This window comes from Streptomyces sp. 12E, assembly GCF_055633275.1.
Genome location: NZ_JBVNCJ010000001.1, coordinates 7,132,623 through 7,146,593, shown reverse-complemented (window position 1 = coordinate 7,146,593; position 13,971 = coordinate 7,132,623). Strand labels below are relative to the sequence as shown.

The 13,971-nt window shown below is 72.9% G+C and carries 10 protein-coding genes; 4 read left to right on the top strand and 6 right to left on the bottom strand.

What is annotated here, in order from left to right; all coding sequences use genetic code 11:
- Positions 1-1,010: 1,010 nt before the first annotated feature.
- A complete protein-coding gene (locus ACZ8ZB_RS32895; protein WP_470741213.1) occupies positions 1,011-3,179 on the bottom strand; it encodes an MMPL family transporter in 2,169 nt (722 codons plus the stop codon).
- A gap of 26 nt (positions 3,180-3,205) precedes the next feature.
- Complete coding sequence (locus tag ACZ8ZB_RS32890) at positions 3,206-3,754, bottom strand: TetR/AcrR family transcriptional regulator (protein WP_470741212.1); 549 nt, start codon at positions 3,752-3,754, stop codon at positions 3,206-3,208.
- Positions 3,755-3,930: 176 nt separating this feature from the next.
- On the opposite strand from ACZ8ZB_RS32890, the gene ACZ8ZB_RS32885 reads away from it, so the two are divergent.
- Positions 3,931-6,102: a TerD family protein gene (locus ACZ8ZB_RS32885; protein WP_470741211.1), complete on the top strand. Its 2,172-nt coding sequence runs from the start codon at positions 3,931-3,933 to the stop codon at positions 6,100-6,102.
- Positions 6,103-6,504: 402 nt separating this feature from the next.
- Here ACZ8ZB_RS32885 and ACZ8ZB_RS32880 read toward each other — a convergent pair whose 3' ends face one another.
- Positions 6,505-7,059: a TetR/AcrR family transcriptional regulator gene (locus ACZ8ZB_RS32880; RefSeq protein ID WP_470741210.1), complete on the bottom strand. Its 555-nt coding sequence runs from the start codon at positions 7,057-7,059 to the stop codon at positions 6,505-6,507.
- A gap of 256 nt (positions 7,060-7,315) precedes the next feature.
- On the opposite strand from ACZ8ZB_RS32880, the gene ACZ8ZB_RS32875 reads away from it, so the two are divergent.
- Positions 7,316-8,188 carry an SGNH/GDSL hydrolase family protein gene (locus tag ACZ8ZB_RS32875; protein WP_470741209.1) on the top strand — a complete coding sequence of 291 codons (873 nt, stop codon included), beginning with the start codon at positions 7,316-7,318 and terminating at the stop codon, positions 8,186-8,188.
- A gap of 135 nt (positions 8,189-8,323) precedes the next feature.
- On the opposite strand, the gene nadE is transcribed toward ACZ8ZB_RS32875, so the two are convergent.
- A complete protein-coding gene (gene nadE, locus ACZ8ZB_RS32870; RefSeq protein ID WP_470741208.1) occupies positions 8,324-9,154 on the bottom strand; it encodes an ammonia-dependent NAD(+) synthetase in 831 nt (276 codons plus the stop codon).
- Between the two features lie 281 nt (positions 9,155-9,435).
- On the opposite strand from nadE, the gene ACZ8ZB_RS32865 reads away from it, so the two are divergent.
- The gene (locus ACZ8ZB_RS32865) at positions 9,436-10,083 is read left to right on the top strand and encodes a LysE family translocator (RefSeq protein WP_470741207.1); all 648 of its coding nucleotides are present in this window, start codon (positions 9,436-9,438) and stop codon (positions 10,081-10,083) included.
- A gap of 88 nt (positions 10,084-10,171) precedes the next feature.
- Here ACZ8ZB_RS32865 and ACZ8ZB_RS32860 read toward each other — a convergent pair whose 3' ends face one another.
- On the bottom strand, positions 10,172-11,116 hold the full coding sequence (locus ACZ8ZB_RS32860; protein ID WP_470741642.1) for a helix-turn-helix domain-containing protein: 945 nt from the start codon (positions 11,114-11,116) through the stop codon (positions 10,172-10,174).
- 124 nt (positions 11,117-11,240) lie between these two features.
- Here ACZ8ZB_RS32860 and ACZ8ZB_RS32855 point away from each other — a divergent pair, with 124 nt between their 5' ends.
- Positions 11,241-12,761 (top strand): alpha/beta hydrolase, encoded by a 1,521-nt coding sequence (locus tag ACZ8ZB_RS32855; protein WP_470741206.1) that lies wholly within the window; start codon positions 11,241-11,243, stop codon positions 12,759-12,761.
- A gap of 32 nt (positions 12,762-12,793) precedes the next feature.
- On the opposite strand, the gene ACZ8ZB_RS32850 is transcribed toward ACZ8ZB_RS32855, so the two are convergent.
- A complete protein-coding gene (locus ACZ8ZB_RS32850) occupies positions 12,794-13,951 on the bottom strand; it encodes an LLM class flavin-dependent oxidoreductase (RefSeq protein ID WP_470741205.1) in 1,158 nt (385 codons plus the stop codon).
- Positions 13,952-13,971: the final 20 nt, after the last annotated feature.

Sequence of the window (13,971 nt, the reverse complement as noted above, 5' to 3'; positions counted from 1 at the left end):
GTGCGCAACTCCCAGGCATACGGATGAACGGCGAGCGTGGCCCGGTCCCGGCGGGGACCGGGAAACCCCGGCGACCACGGCGATCACCGCGCCGTCCGACCTCGGGCCTTGGTGATCACTTGTCACCTCGGTGTCTAGCACGGCGAGTTGACCGGCCGGGGTGCCCGCACGCGGAAAATGATCTTCAGGTGAACTGTCCCGCACCGGGCGGGACCCGCGCGGCGTCCGGCTCCGGGCCGGGAACTGCGCGTCGCGCCTGTGGCGCACGTCGGGCGTTCACCCCGGCATCACGTGCGGGCACCCCTGGTTCATCCGGCTGAACTTTCCCCCAACTGCGGTGACGTACACGGTCCGGGCCGGCATCCGCCGTCCGCGGCCGGCTGCCGTCGTCGAGTCGGCGCGGCGCCTCTCCGGTTCCGGGTCTCGGGGCCCCCGCCGGCGCTCGCCGCGCTCCTCCCGACTCCTTCCCGGTGTTTTCCCGGCCCTCCTTCCGCACCGTGCGGCCGCGGTCCCCGAGGATCCCCATGGCGCAGTCCGACACCTTCTGATGAACCCTGCCGAAATCCGCCGTGCCTTCCGCGCCCCGCTGCTCGGCCTCTTCGCCGACCCGCCGGCCGGCACCGTGGTCGTCACCGCACTGCCCCGCGTCGTCGCCGGCCTGGACGGCAGCCCGGCCGCCTCCGCCGGTGTCCGGCCGTTCTTCCGCTCCGGCGGAGCGGTCGGTCCCCGCCGTCCAGGCCGGTACCGGCTCCCCGGCTCCGGCCCGCCGGAACGGTGGACGGACCGCTCGTGCGGGGCGGTCGGTTCATTCGCCCGCGACCTGACGTCGGCGAGGTTCCCGCCCCTCACCACCCCGGCGATCGGCCGCCGGGACAACGGGGCCCGTCCGAGGGGCGCGTGGCAGGCCGGCCGGCGAGTCGTTCCGTGGGGGGCCGGGGAAGGGGAGAGGGCGGGACCGCTGGTGCGGGTCCCGCCCTCCGGGGTGCGGTCCGGGCCGGCCGGTGCGCGGGTCAGACCGGGACGGGGGACTCGTCGCGCGTCTCCGCGGCCAGCTGCCGGTTCAGCTTCTCGCCCTCGATGTCGAGGTCGGGCAGGGCCTTGTCGACGGGCCCCGGCAGCCACCAGGCGGCTCGGCCGAGCAGCGACATCACCGCCGGGACCAGCGCCATGCGGACGACGAAGGCGTCGATGACCACGCCGACGGCGAGGGCGAACCCGATGGACTTGATGATCGGGTCGTCCATCAGGACGAAGCCTCCGAACACGGACGTCATGATGAGCGCGGCGGCGGTGACGACTCGGGCGTTGTGGCCCATGCCGCTGACCATGGCCGCCTGCGGGTCGGCGCCGTGGACGAAGTCCTCGCGCATGCGGGAGACGAGGAAGACCTCGTAGTCCATGGCGAGGCCGAACAGGATGCCGATGAGCAGGATCGGCAGGAAGCTCACCAGCGGACCGGGGGTGTCGACGCCCACCAAGCCGGCGAGGTGGCCCTCCTGGAAGATGGCGACGGTGATGCCGAAGGTCGCGCCCACGGTGAGCAGGAAGCCCAGGGCCGCCTTCAGCGGCACCAGGACCGACCGGAAGACCAGCATGAGCAGCAGGATGGACAGGCCCACCACCAGGAGCAGATACACCGGCAGGGCGTCGGCGAGCTTCTCCGAGACGTCGATGCCCAGGGCGGTCGCGCCGGTGAGGGCGATGTCGGCGCCCTCGACGTCCGCGACCCGGTCGCGGATGTCGTGGACGGCGTCCTCGGTGGCGACGGCGGTCGGGCCGGCCTCGGGGATGATGGTCAGCAGGGCGGTGGTGCCCTGCTCGTTCAGCTGCGGCGGGGCCACGGCCAGGATGCCGTCGGTGTCCTTGATGAGGGCGGTGGCCTTCTCGGCGGCCGCCCCGGTGGACTGTGCGTCCTTACCGTTGACGACGGCTACGAGACGGCCGTTGAAGCCCTCGCCGAAGCCCTCGGACGTCAGGTCGTACGCCTCCCGTGCCGGGGTGCCCTCGGCGGCGGTGCCGGCGTCCGGCAGGGCTATGCGCATGTCCTGGGCGGGGAGGGTGAGCGCGCCCAGCCCGAGGACGCCGACGATCAGGACCGGCACGCGCAGTTTGGCGACGAGCCGGCCCCAGACGAAGCCGAAGCCTTCGGCGGCGGCGCCGTCCTCGGCGGTGTTCCCGTCCGCGTGGCGCTGCTTGCGCGGCAGGATCTTCTTGCCGGCGAAGGAGAGGAAGGCCGGCAGCAGGGTGAGGGCGACCAGCACGGCGACGGCGACGGTGCCCGCCGCGGCCAGGCCCATCACGCTCAGGAAGGGGATGCCGACGACGGAGAGGCCGGCCAGGGCGATGACGACGGTGGCGCCGGCGAAGACGACGGCGGAACCGGCGGTGCCGGTCGCGCGGCCGGCGGCCTCCTCGGGCCGGAGGCCCTCGGCGAGGTACTGGCGGTAGCGGGAGGTGATGAAGAGCGAGTAGTCGATGCCGACGGCCAGGCCCAGCATCAGCGCCAGGACGGGGGCGGTGGAGGTCAGTTCGATGACGCTGGTGAGAGAGAAGAGGCCGGCCATGCCGACCGCGACGCCGATCAGCGCGTTCAGCAGGGTCATGCCGGCGGCGACCAGCGAACCGAAGGTGATGACCAGGACCACCGCGGCGACCAGGACGCCGAGCGCCTCGGTGGAGCCGATCTCCACCTCGCCGCCCATGACCTCGCCGCCGTGCTCGACCCGCAGACCCTCGGCGTCGGCGCCGACGGCCTCGTAGGCCGACTTCTGCTCGTCGGTGACCTCGTCGGCGGCCTTGTCGAACTGCACCTGGATCAGGGCGTAGCGGCCGTCCTGGGAGACGGAGCCGGTCTGGAACGGGTCCATGGCGGCGGTGACGCCGTCGACCTCGGAGGCTTCCTTCACCACGGGCGCCACCGCGGCGGGATCCAGCTTCCCGCCCTCGGGCGCGGCGAGGACGATGGCGCCGGTGGCTCCGCCGGCCTGCGGGAACTGCCGGTCGAGGTCGTCCAGTGCCCGCTGGGACTCGGTGCCCGGCATGGAGAACTTGTCGCTGGTCGGTCCCATCAGGGTGGCGGCTCCGACACCCAGCAGGATCAGCAGGAGCAGCCAGACCGCGGCTATTCGGCCTCTTCTGCGGAAGGAGAACCGCCCGAGCCGGTACAGCAAAGTCGCCATGGAGGAAGAGTCTTTCCGTTGAGGGGTCAACTGGGGGTGTGGTCAAGCGTCCGCAGCGCACTGCGGATCATTTCGTCGCGCAGCACCTCGTCCGGCGCCACCTCGTCATCGGTGGCACTGGTGATGAAGACGGCGCCCAGCACCATCCACGCCGCCACCCGGGCCGGCGCCCGTTGCGAACGGCCGGCCAGCGCGTCCAGCAGTCCGTTCGCCAACTCCATGACGTTGAGGTCCTGGTGGCAGGACATTTCGGCGATGTCCTCGAAGAGGAGCCGGATCTCGCGGCGGAACCGCAGCGTCAGGTCGACGTATCCGGTGACGGTCTCCTCCACCAGCCGGTCGCCCTCCAGTCCGGCCACGCGGTCGAGCAGCGTGGCGAGGGCGTCCCGGGCCGGGGTCAGCAGCTCGGTGAGGATCTTCTCCTTGCCCGCGAAGTGGTAGAGGAGCGACGCCTTCGAGCAGCCCGCGTCGGAGGCGATGTCCTGCAACGAGGTACCGCGGAAGCCGCGCACGGCGAACAGTCGCAGTGCCGATTCCAGGATCTGACCGCGCATGGCGGAGGCGGAGCGTGCCATTCCTCAACCATAACTGTCCGATCGGTCAGAACTGACCGATCGGACAGTACGTCGCTGTGGCTTGCGTCACTCTTCCTGTCCGAAGGGCCAAGGAGCGCATCACGAGCGGGGCCGGGAAAAGGGGACGCCGAGAAACTCCCGCGCGTCGGCTCGCACACCTCTGCGATCATCCTCGGATGGCGCACCGTCTCGAATCGCTGGTCATCCGGCACACCCACCGCCTTCCCCTCCCTCAGGGCTCCACCGGCGAAGGAGCCGCCGCCGCACGGCAGTTCGACGTGGCCTTGGCGTCCGTGGGCTTCAAGCTCTCGGCGGAGCTGCTGGAGCGGCTGTCCGGGATGCCCGAGGCCGCTGTCGTGCACACCGCCAGGCGAACGCTGCGCACCGTGAGCGAGATGGTGGGCGACCACGTCCGGCACAACGCGTACTTCATCGACTTCCCGGAGAACGTGCCGGACACCGAGGAGTTCTGGATGCGGTGCGTGACGCAGGCGCTCGGCGACAGGACGGCGCGGGAGAACGTGCTGACACAGCTGGCGCACGGGGTCCTGAACCTGCTCAGTCTCCCCGCGTACGGCCGCTACCAGCACACCTACGAGGAGATGCTCGCGGCACAGGACGAGCTGATCGCCTCGGCCGGCGACCGGGTGACCGTCCTGCACCTCGGGCGGGACCTGGACGACGAACTCACGGACCTGTACCTGGCCCTGGCGGGCAGCACGACGCCGCTGGGCGAGGACCACCTGCGCGACCTGGAGATCCTCGCCGAACGGTGCGCGCCCGGCCCCCAGCCGGAGTCGATCCCGGTCAGGGAGAACCGGGCGGTCGTCAACAAGGCCCGTCTCGCTGTCGGCGCGGACCTCCTGCTGGACACCGTCACCGATGTGCTGCGGCTGGCCTGCGCGCTGTCGGGCGGCGACGTGACGCTGCAGGAGCCGACCCGGTTCCGGGCCCTCTCGCGGCCGGCCCGCCGTGCGCTGCTCGCGGGCCTCGACGCCGTGGTCGCGGCGAACCCCGCGAAACTGGCCGATGTGCACGCGCACCGAGAACCCTTCAAGCGGCTCGGCGAGCGTCTCCACCCGCACGAGTACCCCCGCTGGCCGCACGCCGCCGACGTGTTCGCCGTGGCGCGGGGCGAGAAGAAGGCACGGTCCTTCGACGGCCGCGTCGAGGAGCTGCTCGACGAGTTCGACGTCCTCGGTGCGCTACGACTGCTGCGGTCCGCTCCCGGCAGGCTGTTCCGCTCCCTGGACCTCCTGCTGCGCATCGCCGCCGACCAGGAGCAGCGGGACGCGGTGGTGGCCGCAGCGGCGCGGGTCGCCCCCGAGGTCTCCGGCCGGGTCGTGCTCTCGGTCCGCGAGCACTTCCAGAACCGGGAGCGGGAGACCGACGAACCCCGGATCTTCGTCAACCGCCGGGGCCGCGGCCGGGTCGCCCCCGACGTCCGGCCGCCGGTTCCCGCCGCCGACCGCGATCGTCTGATCGCCGCCCTCGACACCGAGATGCGCCGCAGGCTCCCGGCACCGGGCCGGCTGCTGGTCGACCCCGACGTCCTCGACGTGGCGCTCCCCCTCAGCGGCAGGGCGACCGCGGCCGGGCTCGGCGTACTGCCCCGAGGTTCGCTCTCGGCGGTCGACGGCGAGCGGCTGCGCTTCTTCGTGTACTGGAAGGAGACCGGGCGCCGGACCGACTACGACCTCTCGGCGCTGCTCCTCCACGCCGACTACAGCACCGATTCCTGGCTCTCCTACACATCCCTCACGGCCGTCGGGGGCAAGCACTCGGGCGATGTCACCGAGGCGCCCGAAGGGGCCTCGGAGTTCATCGACCTGTCCCTGGACCGGGTGCGCAGCGCATTCATCGTTCCGCAGGTCAACATCTACGCCGGCGAGGGCTTCGAGGAGGTCGAGGAGTCGTTCTTCGGGTTCATGCTGCGCGACGGCGAGCAGAAGGGCAGGCCGTTCGAACCGCGCACGGTACGCATGAAGTCGGAGCTTCGCGGGGTGGGCCGAGTGGCGCTGCCCCTGGTGTTCCGGCGGGAGGACGACGGCCGGTGGCGCGCGAAGTGGCTGCACCTGTATCTGAAGGGCATCTCGTCGGCCAACCGGGTCGAGGAGAACCAGGTGTCGGTGTCCAAGGTGGTGCGCGCCGTCGTGGAGCGCGAGCAGTTGACGGTGCGGTACCTGATCGACCTGATGTCGGGCGACACCACGGCCGTGGAACCGTGGGGCGGCGGGCCGGTCCCGGACGGACCCGTGACGTACATCGGTCTCGAACGTCCTGAGGGGCTGCACCCGGACTCCCGGATCATCACCCTCGAAAATCTGCGCGACGTGATCCCGGACTGAGTGCTAACGTTGCCTGCGGCGAGGCCATGAAGGGGCTTCCTTCTCAACTTCCTTTCTGAAACAAGTTCTTTCGCTTCCCTCGCCCTCGACGCCGCTCCGGGCGGCTCCCGCGCTCACCTGGCGGGAGCCGCCCGAGCCGTTTTCAGGCCTCCGCACGGGCGTGACCGACGGAGGGTGACCGCCCGTCGGCGATCCGCGCCGGCCTCCCCGGCTCATGGGCGGTCACGGACGGAACGGGCGGCGGTTCCCACGCACGGACGACAACGTGGGCACCGCCCGGACGGAGCACGGCACACCGCTCGTGCTCGCCGTCCCGCCTCGCATGCCCCTTGCCGGTGGGGCCGGCCGCGTCGAGGTCCTTCACCCGGCGGGGCGGGCGGTGCCGTACGGGCCGCACCGGCGTCAGCGGTTCCGAGGAGTCAGCACCTCCTGGAGCAGGGCGCCGTACCGTGACACCAGTTCCCTCCGGTCCATGCCGAGCGGTCCCTCGTCCCCGGCCACCCACAGTGCGTACAGCAGTCCCCCGCCAGGACGGCCGCCATGCGCGCGGACGTCGGCGTCGGGGCCGGACAGGCGGCGGCGCAGTGGCACGACGAAGAGGCGCTCGTGCGCATCGCGCAGACGCTCGTGGATGTGCGGTTCGCTGCTGCCGTGCACCAGGGCCAGGAAGACCCCCCGCACGGAACCGTCGAGGTCGACGAGGAGTTCGGCGAGTCGATCCCCCAGGTGTTCCAGTGGCACGTCGAGCAGTGGTGCGTCGTCGATCGTCAGGTGCACCGTCTCCAGGAACAGGAGTTCCTTGCCCCTGAAATGACGGATCACCAGTGCGGGGTCCGTGTCGGCCGCCGCCGCGATCTGGCGGACGGTGGCCCTGGAGAGTCCCTGGTCCCGGAAGACCCGGGCAGCGGCCGAGTGGACGGCCTCGCGGGTCGTGGCACTGGAGCCGGTCCGCAGCATGCGGGACAGGACAGGGGTCCGAACGCTTCGCACCTGCGGGTTCGCACATTCGCAGGGAGCGGCCGGGGGCTTTCGTGAGCATCTCGAGAAGTTCGGTCGACAATGTTGACTCGCCGTCGGGGGGCCTGCACATTACTTGACGGTAGAACCGTTCGGTAACCGCGCAGCCCGGCGCTCTCCCCTGTTCGAAGCACTCCGTTCCCGCCGACGGTGCACCTCCGCCGCCCCCACCGCCCCACCCGAGAAGAGGGATCACATGCCGAAGCACGCCCTGCGGAATGTCATGGCCGCATCATCCGCACTCGTCAGTGCGCTCGCCCTCGGCCTCACGGGCGGCACCGCCCACGCCTCCGCGTCGCTGGACTACGTCGCCCTCGGCGACAGCTACAGCGCCGGTTCGGGTGTGCTGCCCGTGGATCCCACCAACCTGCTGTGCCTGCGCTCCACCGCGAACTACCCCCATGTGATCGCCGCCCGGACGGGCGCCCACCTGAAGGACGTGACCTGCGGAGCCGCCCAGACGAAGGACTTCACCACGTCGCAGTACCCCGGGGTCGCGCCCCAGGTGAACGCGCTCGGCCCGGACACCGACCTGGTGACGCTGACGATCGGCGGCAACGACAACGGCACCTTCATCAACGCCCTGACGGCCTGCGGCACCGCGGGCGTCCTCAGCGGCGGCAAGGGCAGTCCCTGCAAGGAGAAGCACGGCACCTCCTTCACCGACCAGATCGACGCGAACACCTATCCCGCGCTGAAGAACGCCCTGCGGGCCGTACGCGCCGAGGCGCCCGACGCCCGCGTGGCGGTCCTGGGTTACCCGTGGATCACACCGGCCGAGGCCGACCCGACCTGCTTCGTGAAGCTGCCGGTCGCCGCCGGCGACGTGCCCTACCTGCGGGGCATCCAGGCACACCTCAACGCGGCGGTCGAACGCGCCAGCGAGGAGACCGGTGCCACCTATGTGGACTTCTCCCGTGTCTCCGAGGGCCACGACGCGTGCAAGCCCCGCGGCACCCGCTGGATCGAGCCCCTCCTCTTCGGCGGCAGCCTCGTCCCCGTCCATCCCAACGCCCTCGGGGAACGGCGCATGGCCGAGCACACCATGAGCGTCCTCGGCCTGAGCTGACGGCGGCGCGCCTCGCCCCTCGGCGGTCGGTCCGCCCGTGGCCTTCGCTCGCTCGGCGGCGTCACCCGATCCGGTCGCCGCCCGGCGGGGAACTCTTCGCCCGGTGGCGCCCCCTGCGGGGTGGAGAGGTCCCCGTCAGGGGGTGGCGGGCATCCGGCGCTTGTGGTCGGTACGGCGGTAGTGGCGGACGATCGTCTCGAAGGCCTGCGCGTCCACCGGCTCGCCCTCCAGGAAGTCGTCGATGACGTCGTAGGACACTCCGAGCGCGTCCTCGTCGGCCTTGCCCTCGTCGAGGCTCTCCAGATCGGCCGTCGGGACCTTCCGCACCAGATCGGCGGGGGCGCCCAGCGCGTCCGCGACGGCGCGCACCCTGCGCTTGGTCAGGCCGGCCAGCGGGACCAGGTCGGCGGCGCCGTCCCCGAACTTGGTGAAGAAGCCGGTGACCGCCTCGGCGGCCTGGTCCGTGCCGACGACCAGGCCGTCGTACGCGCCGGCCACCGCGTACTGGGCGATCATGCGCTGGCGCGCCTTGATGTTGCCGTGCACGAAGTCCTGGTGGCGGGCGTCGCGGAAGCTCACCCCGGCGGCCAGCGCGGCCTCGAGCGCGGCGTCTCCGGCGGGCTTGATGTCCACGGTCAGCACGTGGTCGGCCCGGATGAAGGAGAGCGCGCGCTGGGCGTCGTGTTCGTCGGCCTGGACCCCGTAGGGCAGACGCATCGCGTAGAACCGCGCTTCGTGTCCCCCGGCCCGCGCCCGTTCGACGGCGAGCTGGCACAGTCGGCCGGCGGCGGTGGAGTCGACGCCGCCGCTGATGCCGAGCACGAGGGCACGCCGGCCGGTGGAGGTCAGCCGCTCGGCGAGGAAGGCCACCCGGCGCTCGATCTCCCGCTCGGCTTCGAACGTCTCGGCGACACCCAGTTCCCGGGCGATCTCCTGCTGCAGGGCGATGGACGCCGACTCGCTCACGTCTGCTCCTCGTTCCGGCTCACGATGTGCTGTCGCCTCCCCTGCTACCCAGGACCTCCCCGGGGAATCCGGACCGGGAGGGACTGTGTCTCCACCTGCGAAGCGGCCCCGCACCGGGCGTGGGACCGCGACGGAAGCACGAGGAGAAGGAGGGGACGCCGCTGACGCGGGACGGGCGGCCGGAACGCTTCCTCGGGGCACCCGACGAGCCCATCCCCTCGATCGTCGGCCGCCGGGCCCCGCGGTCCGACCGGCTCGGGGGCCCGGCGGAAGGAGAACGTGTGGCGGTCGACCTGGCCGGTTTCCTCGGTGTGGTCCTGGTGGCGTACGCGGTCCCCGGCCCGGATTTCCTCGTGGTGGTGAGAGCGGCCACCGAGCACCCCTCCAAGGGCCGGGCCGCGGCGCTGGGTGCGCAGACCGGGCTGTGCGTGCACATGCTCGCCGCCGCCGTCGGGCTTTCGCTGATCGTCACCCGTTCGTCCGTGATCTACGACGCCGTCACACTGCTCGGTGCGCTCTACCTGGTCCATTTGGGCGTCCGGGCCGTGCTGGGCGCCCGGAAGACCGCTCGCGGGCGGCCGGCGGCCGATGCGCCGGAGACCGGGAAGGACGGCCCGGCCGACGGCCGGCGGCGGTCCGGCTTCGTCCAGGGTTTCCTCACCAACGTGCTCAATCCCAAGGCGGCGCTGTTCTTCATCAGCGTCCTGCCGCAGTTCGTCGACGGCAACGGCTCGGTGGCACGGCAGATCTTCTTCCTCGGCACCCTGGACGTCCTCATCGGTGTCGTCTACTGGTTCGCCCTCGTCACCGTCGCCACGCGGCTGCGCGTACTCCTCGCCCGTCCACGGGCCCGCCGCCACTGGGAACTGACGACCGGCTGGCTGTTCATCGCCATCGGCGTCGGGGCCGGGGTCGCCGCAGCGTCCTGAACGGACAGGTCGCCGTCCTTCCGGAGGCCGCTCCGCAAGGACGAGGAAGAGCGCGCCGGCAGTGACCGGTCCTTTCGGGCCCCGTGGTCTACGCCACTTCGGCGTTGTCCCGCTCCAGTGCCGCACGCAGCCAGTCGTCCGTGGAGCCCGGGGTCGGCTCCGGCCGGCCGCCCGGCGGCGTGAGCACCACGGCCGTCAGTTCCCAGTACCGGTCCAGACGCGGCCCGGCCGCGAGTCGCGCGGCCAGCAGGCGGCGGAACTCCCGGGTGTCCCGGCTGCCGTACGCGCTCGCGTACGCCGCCGCATAGGCGTCCAGCGCCTCACCCGGGCGCGGGTCCCGTGCCCGGCGCAGCTGCGGGCCCGCGAGCTCGTACGCCTCGGCGAGGCCCGCGTACAACGCGGCCGACCCGCGGGCCCCGGCCACCCGGTGCACCTCCGGCTGGGGCTGCCGGCCGCCCGGGCAGGGGGCCGTGGTCATCGCGTGCAGCCGGGCGAAGGCGAGCACCTGTGCCGGGGCCGGCTCGTCGGGCGGCTGCGGAACGGCTACTTCCAGAAACGCCGCCGTCGCCCTGGCCGGCATCCGCGGCGGCAGCCAGGCACTCCAGAACCGGGCCAGCGGCGCCGTGCTCGGCGGGGTGCTCATCGTACCGATCAGCCGCAGCCGGTCGGCCCGCTCCGCGGGCGGGCACTCCCGTACGAGCCGCAGCGCCGCCTCCCGCCAGCGCAGCGTCCTCAGCTCACCGCCCAGCTCGCGCAGGCGGAGCGCGACGGCGTCCTCCAGCGCACGGCCCGCCGGGTCCTCGTCGTCGAGGACCCGGCGCACCTCGGACAGCGGCAGGCCCAGGGTGCGCAGGGAGCGGATCAGACGCAGCCGCTCCAGCGCTTCGGGACCGTACCGGCGGTGTCCGCCGCCGCTGCGGGAGGCCTCGGGGAGCAGACTCCGGTCGGAGTAGAAGCGGACGGTCTTCACGGTGACGCCCGCACGCCCGGCGAGCTCGCCGATGCTCCAGAAGGCCTCGTGGGACGTGGACAGTTGAATCTCCCTCCGGGGGAGTTCCTACGGTACCGGCACACGCGGACCGGGCGGACGCCCCGGGCCGCGCACCACGGCGTACGCGACCGGCGCGACGTCCTGTGACGGACCCGAGGAGAGGGCCATGACCGTATTCATCATGGTGTCCGGCGTGTTCACCGGCGCCCATGTGTGGCAGGAGACGGCCGCGCGGCTGACCGCGGCGGGCGGCGAGGCGCACGCGGTCCCGCTCACCGGACTCGACGCGGACCGCCCCGCCGCGTCGGCCTCCGTCGATCTGGAGGCGCACATCGCGGACGTGCTCGCGGCGATCGACGCGGTGGACGCGGCGTCCGGCCGGGAGGTCGTGCTCGTCGGTCACGACTACGGCATCCACCCGGTGCTCGGCGCGGCCGACCGGCGGCCACTGCGCGTCGCCCGCGTCGTGTACCTGGACTGCGGGATGCCGCAGAACGGCGTCCCGGCCCTGGCCGCCGTACCGGACCAGGCCCTGCGTGCCCGGCTGGCCGAGCGGGCCCGGCGCGGTGAGCGAGCGGGCGGGCTGGCGCCGCCGTCCCGTGACGGGTGGCAGCGCTGGGGCAGCACCGCCGGCCTCTCCGCCGCGGCGCTGGACCGGCTCACCGCCCTCGCCGCACCGCAGCCGCTCGGCACCCTGCTCCAGCCGCTGCGGCTGACCGGAGCGGTGGCCGCGGTGCCCACCACCGGGGTGCTGTGCACCCGCAACGGCGTCGGCATCGACCTGGTGCAACGGCTCGTCGACTTCGGCGACCCCACGACGGCGGCCCTGACCGGCCCTCGGGTCACCTTCTTCGAACTGCCCACGGGACACTGGCCGATGCTGTCCTGCCCCGCCGAACTGACGGACGTCCTGCTGCGGGCCGCGGCCGGCGAGGGGCACCGCCTGCGACCGGCCGGCGCCGGCGCACCGCCCGCCCATCTGCGCCCGTTCCCCCTGGACGTGCCCGAGCTGCCCCGGGACCGCAAGGGGCAGGTCGACCTGTACGTTCCCGACGCCGAGGGCCCGCGACCGGCCGTGGTCCTCGTGCACGGCGGCCCGGTGCCCGCCGGGGCCCGGCCGGCCCCGCGCGACTGGCCGACCCTGGTGGGGTACGCCCGCCTGGCGGCCGCCGAGGGCATGGTCGGTGCGACCTTCGACCACCGGCTGCACGACGTCGCCGGCTACGAACGCGCCGCCGACGACGTCGCCGCCGCGGTGGAACGGGTACGGGCCGATCCCCGGGTGGACGCCGGCCGGATCGCCCTGTGGTTCTTCTCCGGCGGCGGCCTGCTCGCCGCGGACTGGCTGGCGAAGCCCCCGGCCTGGCTGCGCTGCCTGGCCGCCTCCTACCCGATCCTGGCACCGCTGCCCAACTGGGGACTGACCGGCGACCGGTTCCACCCGGCCCGGGCGGTCGCGCACGCGGGCACCCTGCCCGTCGTCCTCCTCCGTGCGGGACGGGAGACACCCGAGATCGCCGCCACCGTGGAGGCGTTCACTGCCGCGGCCGAGGACTGCGGGGCGCACCTGGAACTGATCGACGTCCCGAACGGCCACCACGGCTTCGAGACCCTCGACGCGCCCGAGGAGACCCGCCCCGCCCTGCTTCGCGCGATGCGCTCGGTGGTGACCCGCCTGACCGGATGACGCCCGGTGCGAGCGCGCCCCGACGCCGGTCGTCACCGGCTCCCCGCGCCGGCGAAGGGCACCTGCGCGCCGGGGACCGTCCGCTCGCCGGAGGGGTGCCGCCACAGCCCCTGCGCCCGGAGCCTGGGCAGGACGCCCTCGCCGAACCAGTACGCCTCCTCCAGGTGCGGGTAGCCGGAGAGGACGAACTCCTCGATGCCCAGGGCCGCGTACTCCTTGATCCGGTCGGCGACCTCGTCGTGGCTGCCGACCAGGGCGGTGCCCGCGCCGCCGCGCACCAGGCCGATGCCGGCCCACAGGTTGGGGTGGATCTCCAGGCGGTCGCGGCTGCCGCCGTCGTGCAGCGCGAGCATGCGCCGCTGGCCTTCGGACTCGCTGCGGGCGAGGCCGGCCTGCACCGAGGCGACGGTCTGCGGGTCGAAGCCGTCCAGGAGCCGGTCCGCCTCGGCCCATGCCTGCTCCGAGGTGTCGCGGGTGATGACGTGGAGCCGGATGCCGAAGCGGATGCCGCGGCCCTCCTCGGCCGCCAGCGTCCGGATCCAGGCGATCTTCTCGGCGACCTGCGCGGGCGGCTCGCCCCAGGTGAGGTAGACGTCGGCGTGCCGGGCGGCGACCTGACCGGCGATCGGCGAGGAGCCGCCGAAGTAGACCCGGGGAACGGGGTCGGGCACCCGCGCCAGACGCGCGTCCTCGACGCGGAGGTGCTCGCCGTGCAGGTCGACGGTCCTGCCGGCCCACAGTGCGCGCACCACCTGCAGGAACTCGCCGGTACGGCGGTAGCGGGCGTCCTTGTCGAGGAAGTCGCCGTAGGCGCGCTGCTCGTGGCTCTCGCCGCCGGTGACGACGTTGAGCAGGAGGCGTCCGTCCGTGTGCCGTTGGAAGGTGGAGGCCATCTGCGCGGCGAGCGTCGGTGAGACGAAGCCGGGCCGGAAGGCGACGAGGAACTTCAGCCGCTCGGTCCGCTGGCTGACCATGGCCGTGGTCAGCCAGGCGTCCTCGCACCAGGCGCCGGTCGGGGTGAGGGCGCCGACGAAGCCGAGGTCCTCGGCGGCGCGGGCGATCTGGCTCAGGTAGGCGACCGTGGGGGGCCGGTCGCGGCCGGTCTCGGTGGCCGGGGTGCCGTGGCCGCCGCCGACGACATGGCGGCTGTCGCCGTTGGTGGGCAGGAACCAGTGGAAGGTGAGGGACACGCGGGGCTCCGATCGGGTGC

Coding starts and splice junctions, on each gene's coding strand:
- ACZ8ZB_RS32890 (WP_470741212.1), bottom strand. CDS start 3,754: ATGGCACGCTCCGCCTCCGCCATGCGCGGTCAGATCCTGGAATCGGCA.
- ACZ8ZB_RS32885 (WP_470741211.1), top strand. CDS start 3,931: ATGGCGCACCGTCTCGAATCGCTGGTCATCCGGCACACCCACCGCCTT.
- ACZ8ZB_RS32880 (WP_470741210.1), bottom strand. CDS start 7,059: ATGCTGCGGACCGGCTCCAGTGCCACGACCCGCGAGGCCGTCCACTCG.
- ACZ8ZB_RS32875 (WP_470741209.1), top strand. CDS start 7,316: ATGCCGAAGCACGCCCTGCGGAATGTCATGGCCGCATCATCCGCACTC.
- ACZ8ZB_RS32895 (WP_470741213.1), bottom strand. CDS start 3,179: ATGGCGACTTTGCTGTACCGGCTCGGGCGGTTCTCCTTCCGCAGAAGA.
- ACZ8ZB_RS32855 (WP_470741206.1), top strand. CDS start 11,241: ATGACCGTATTCATCATGGTGTCCGGCGTGTTCACCGGCGCCCATGTG.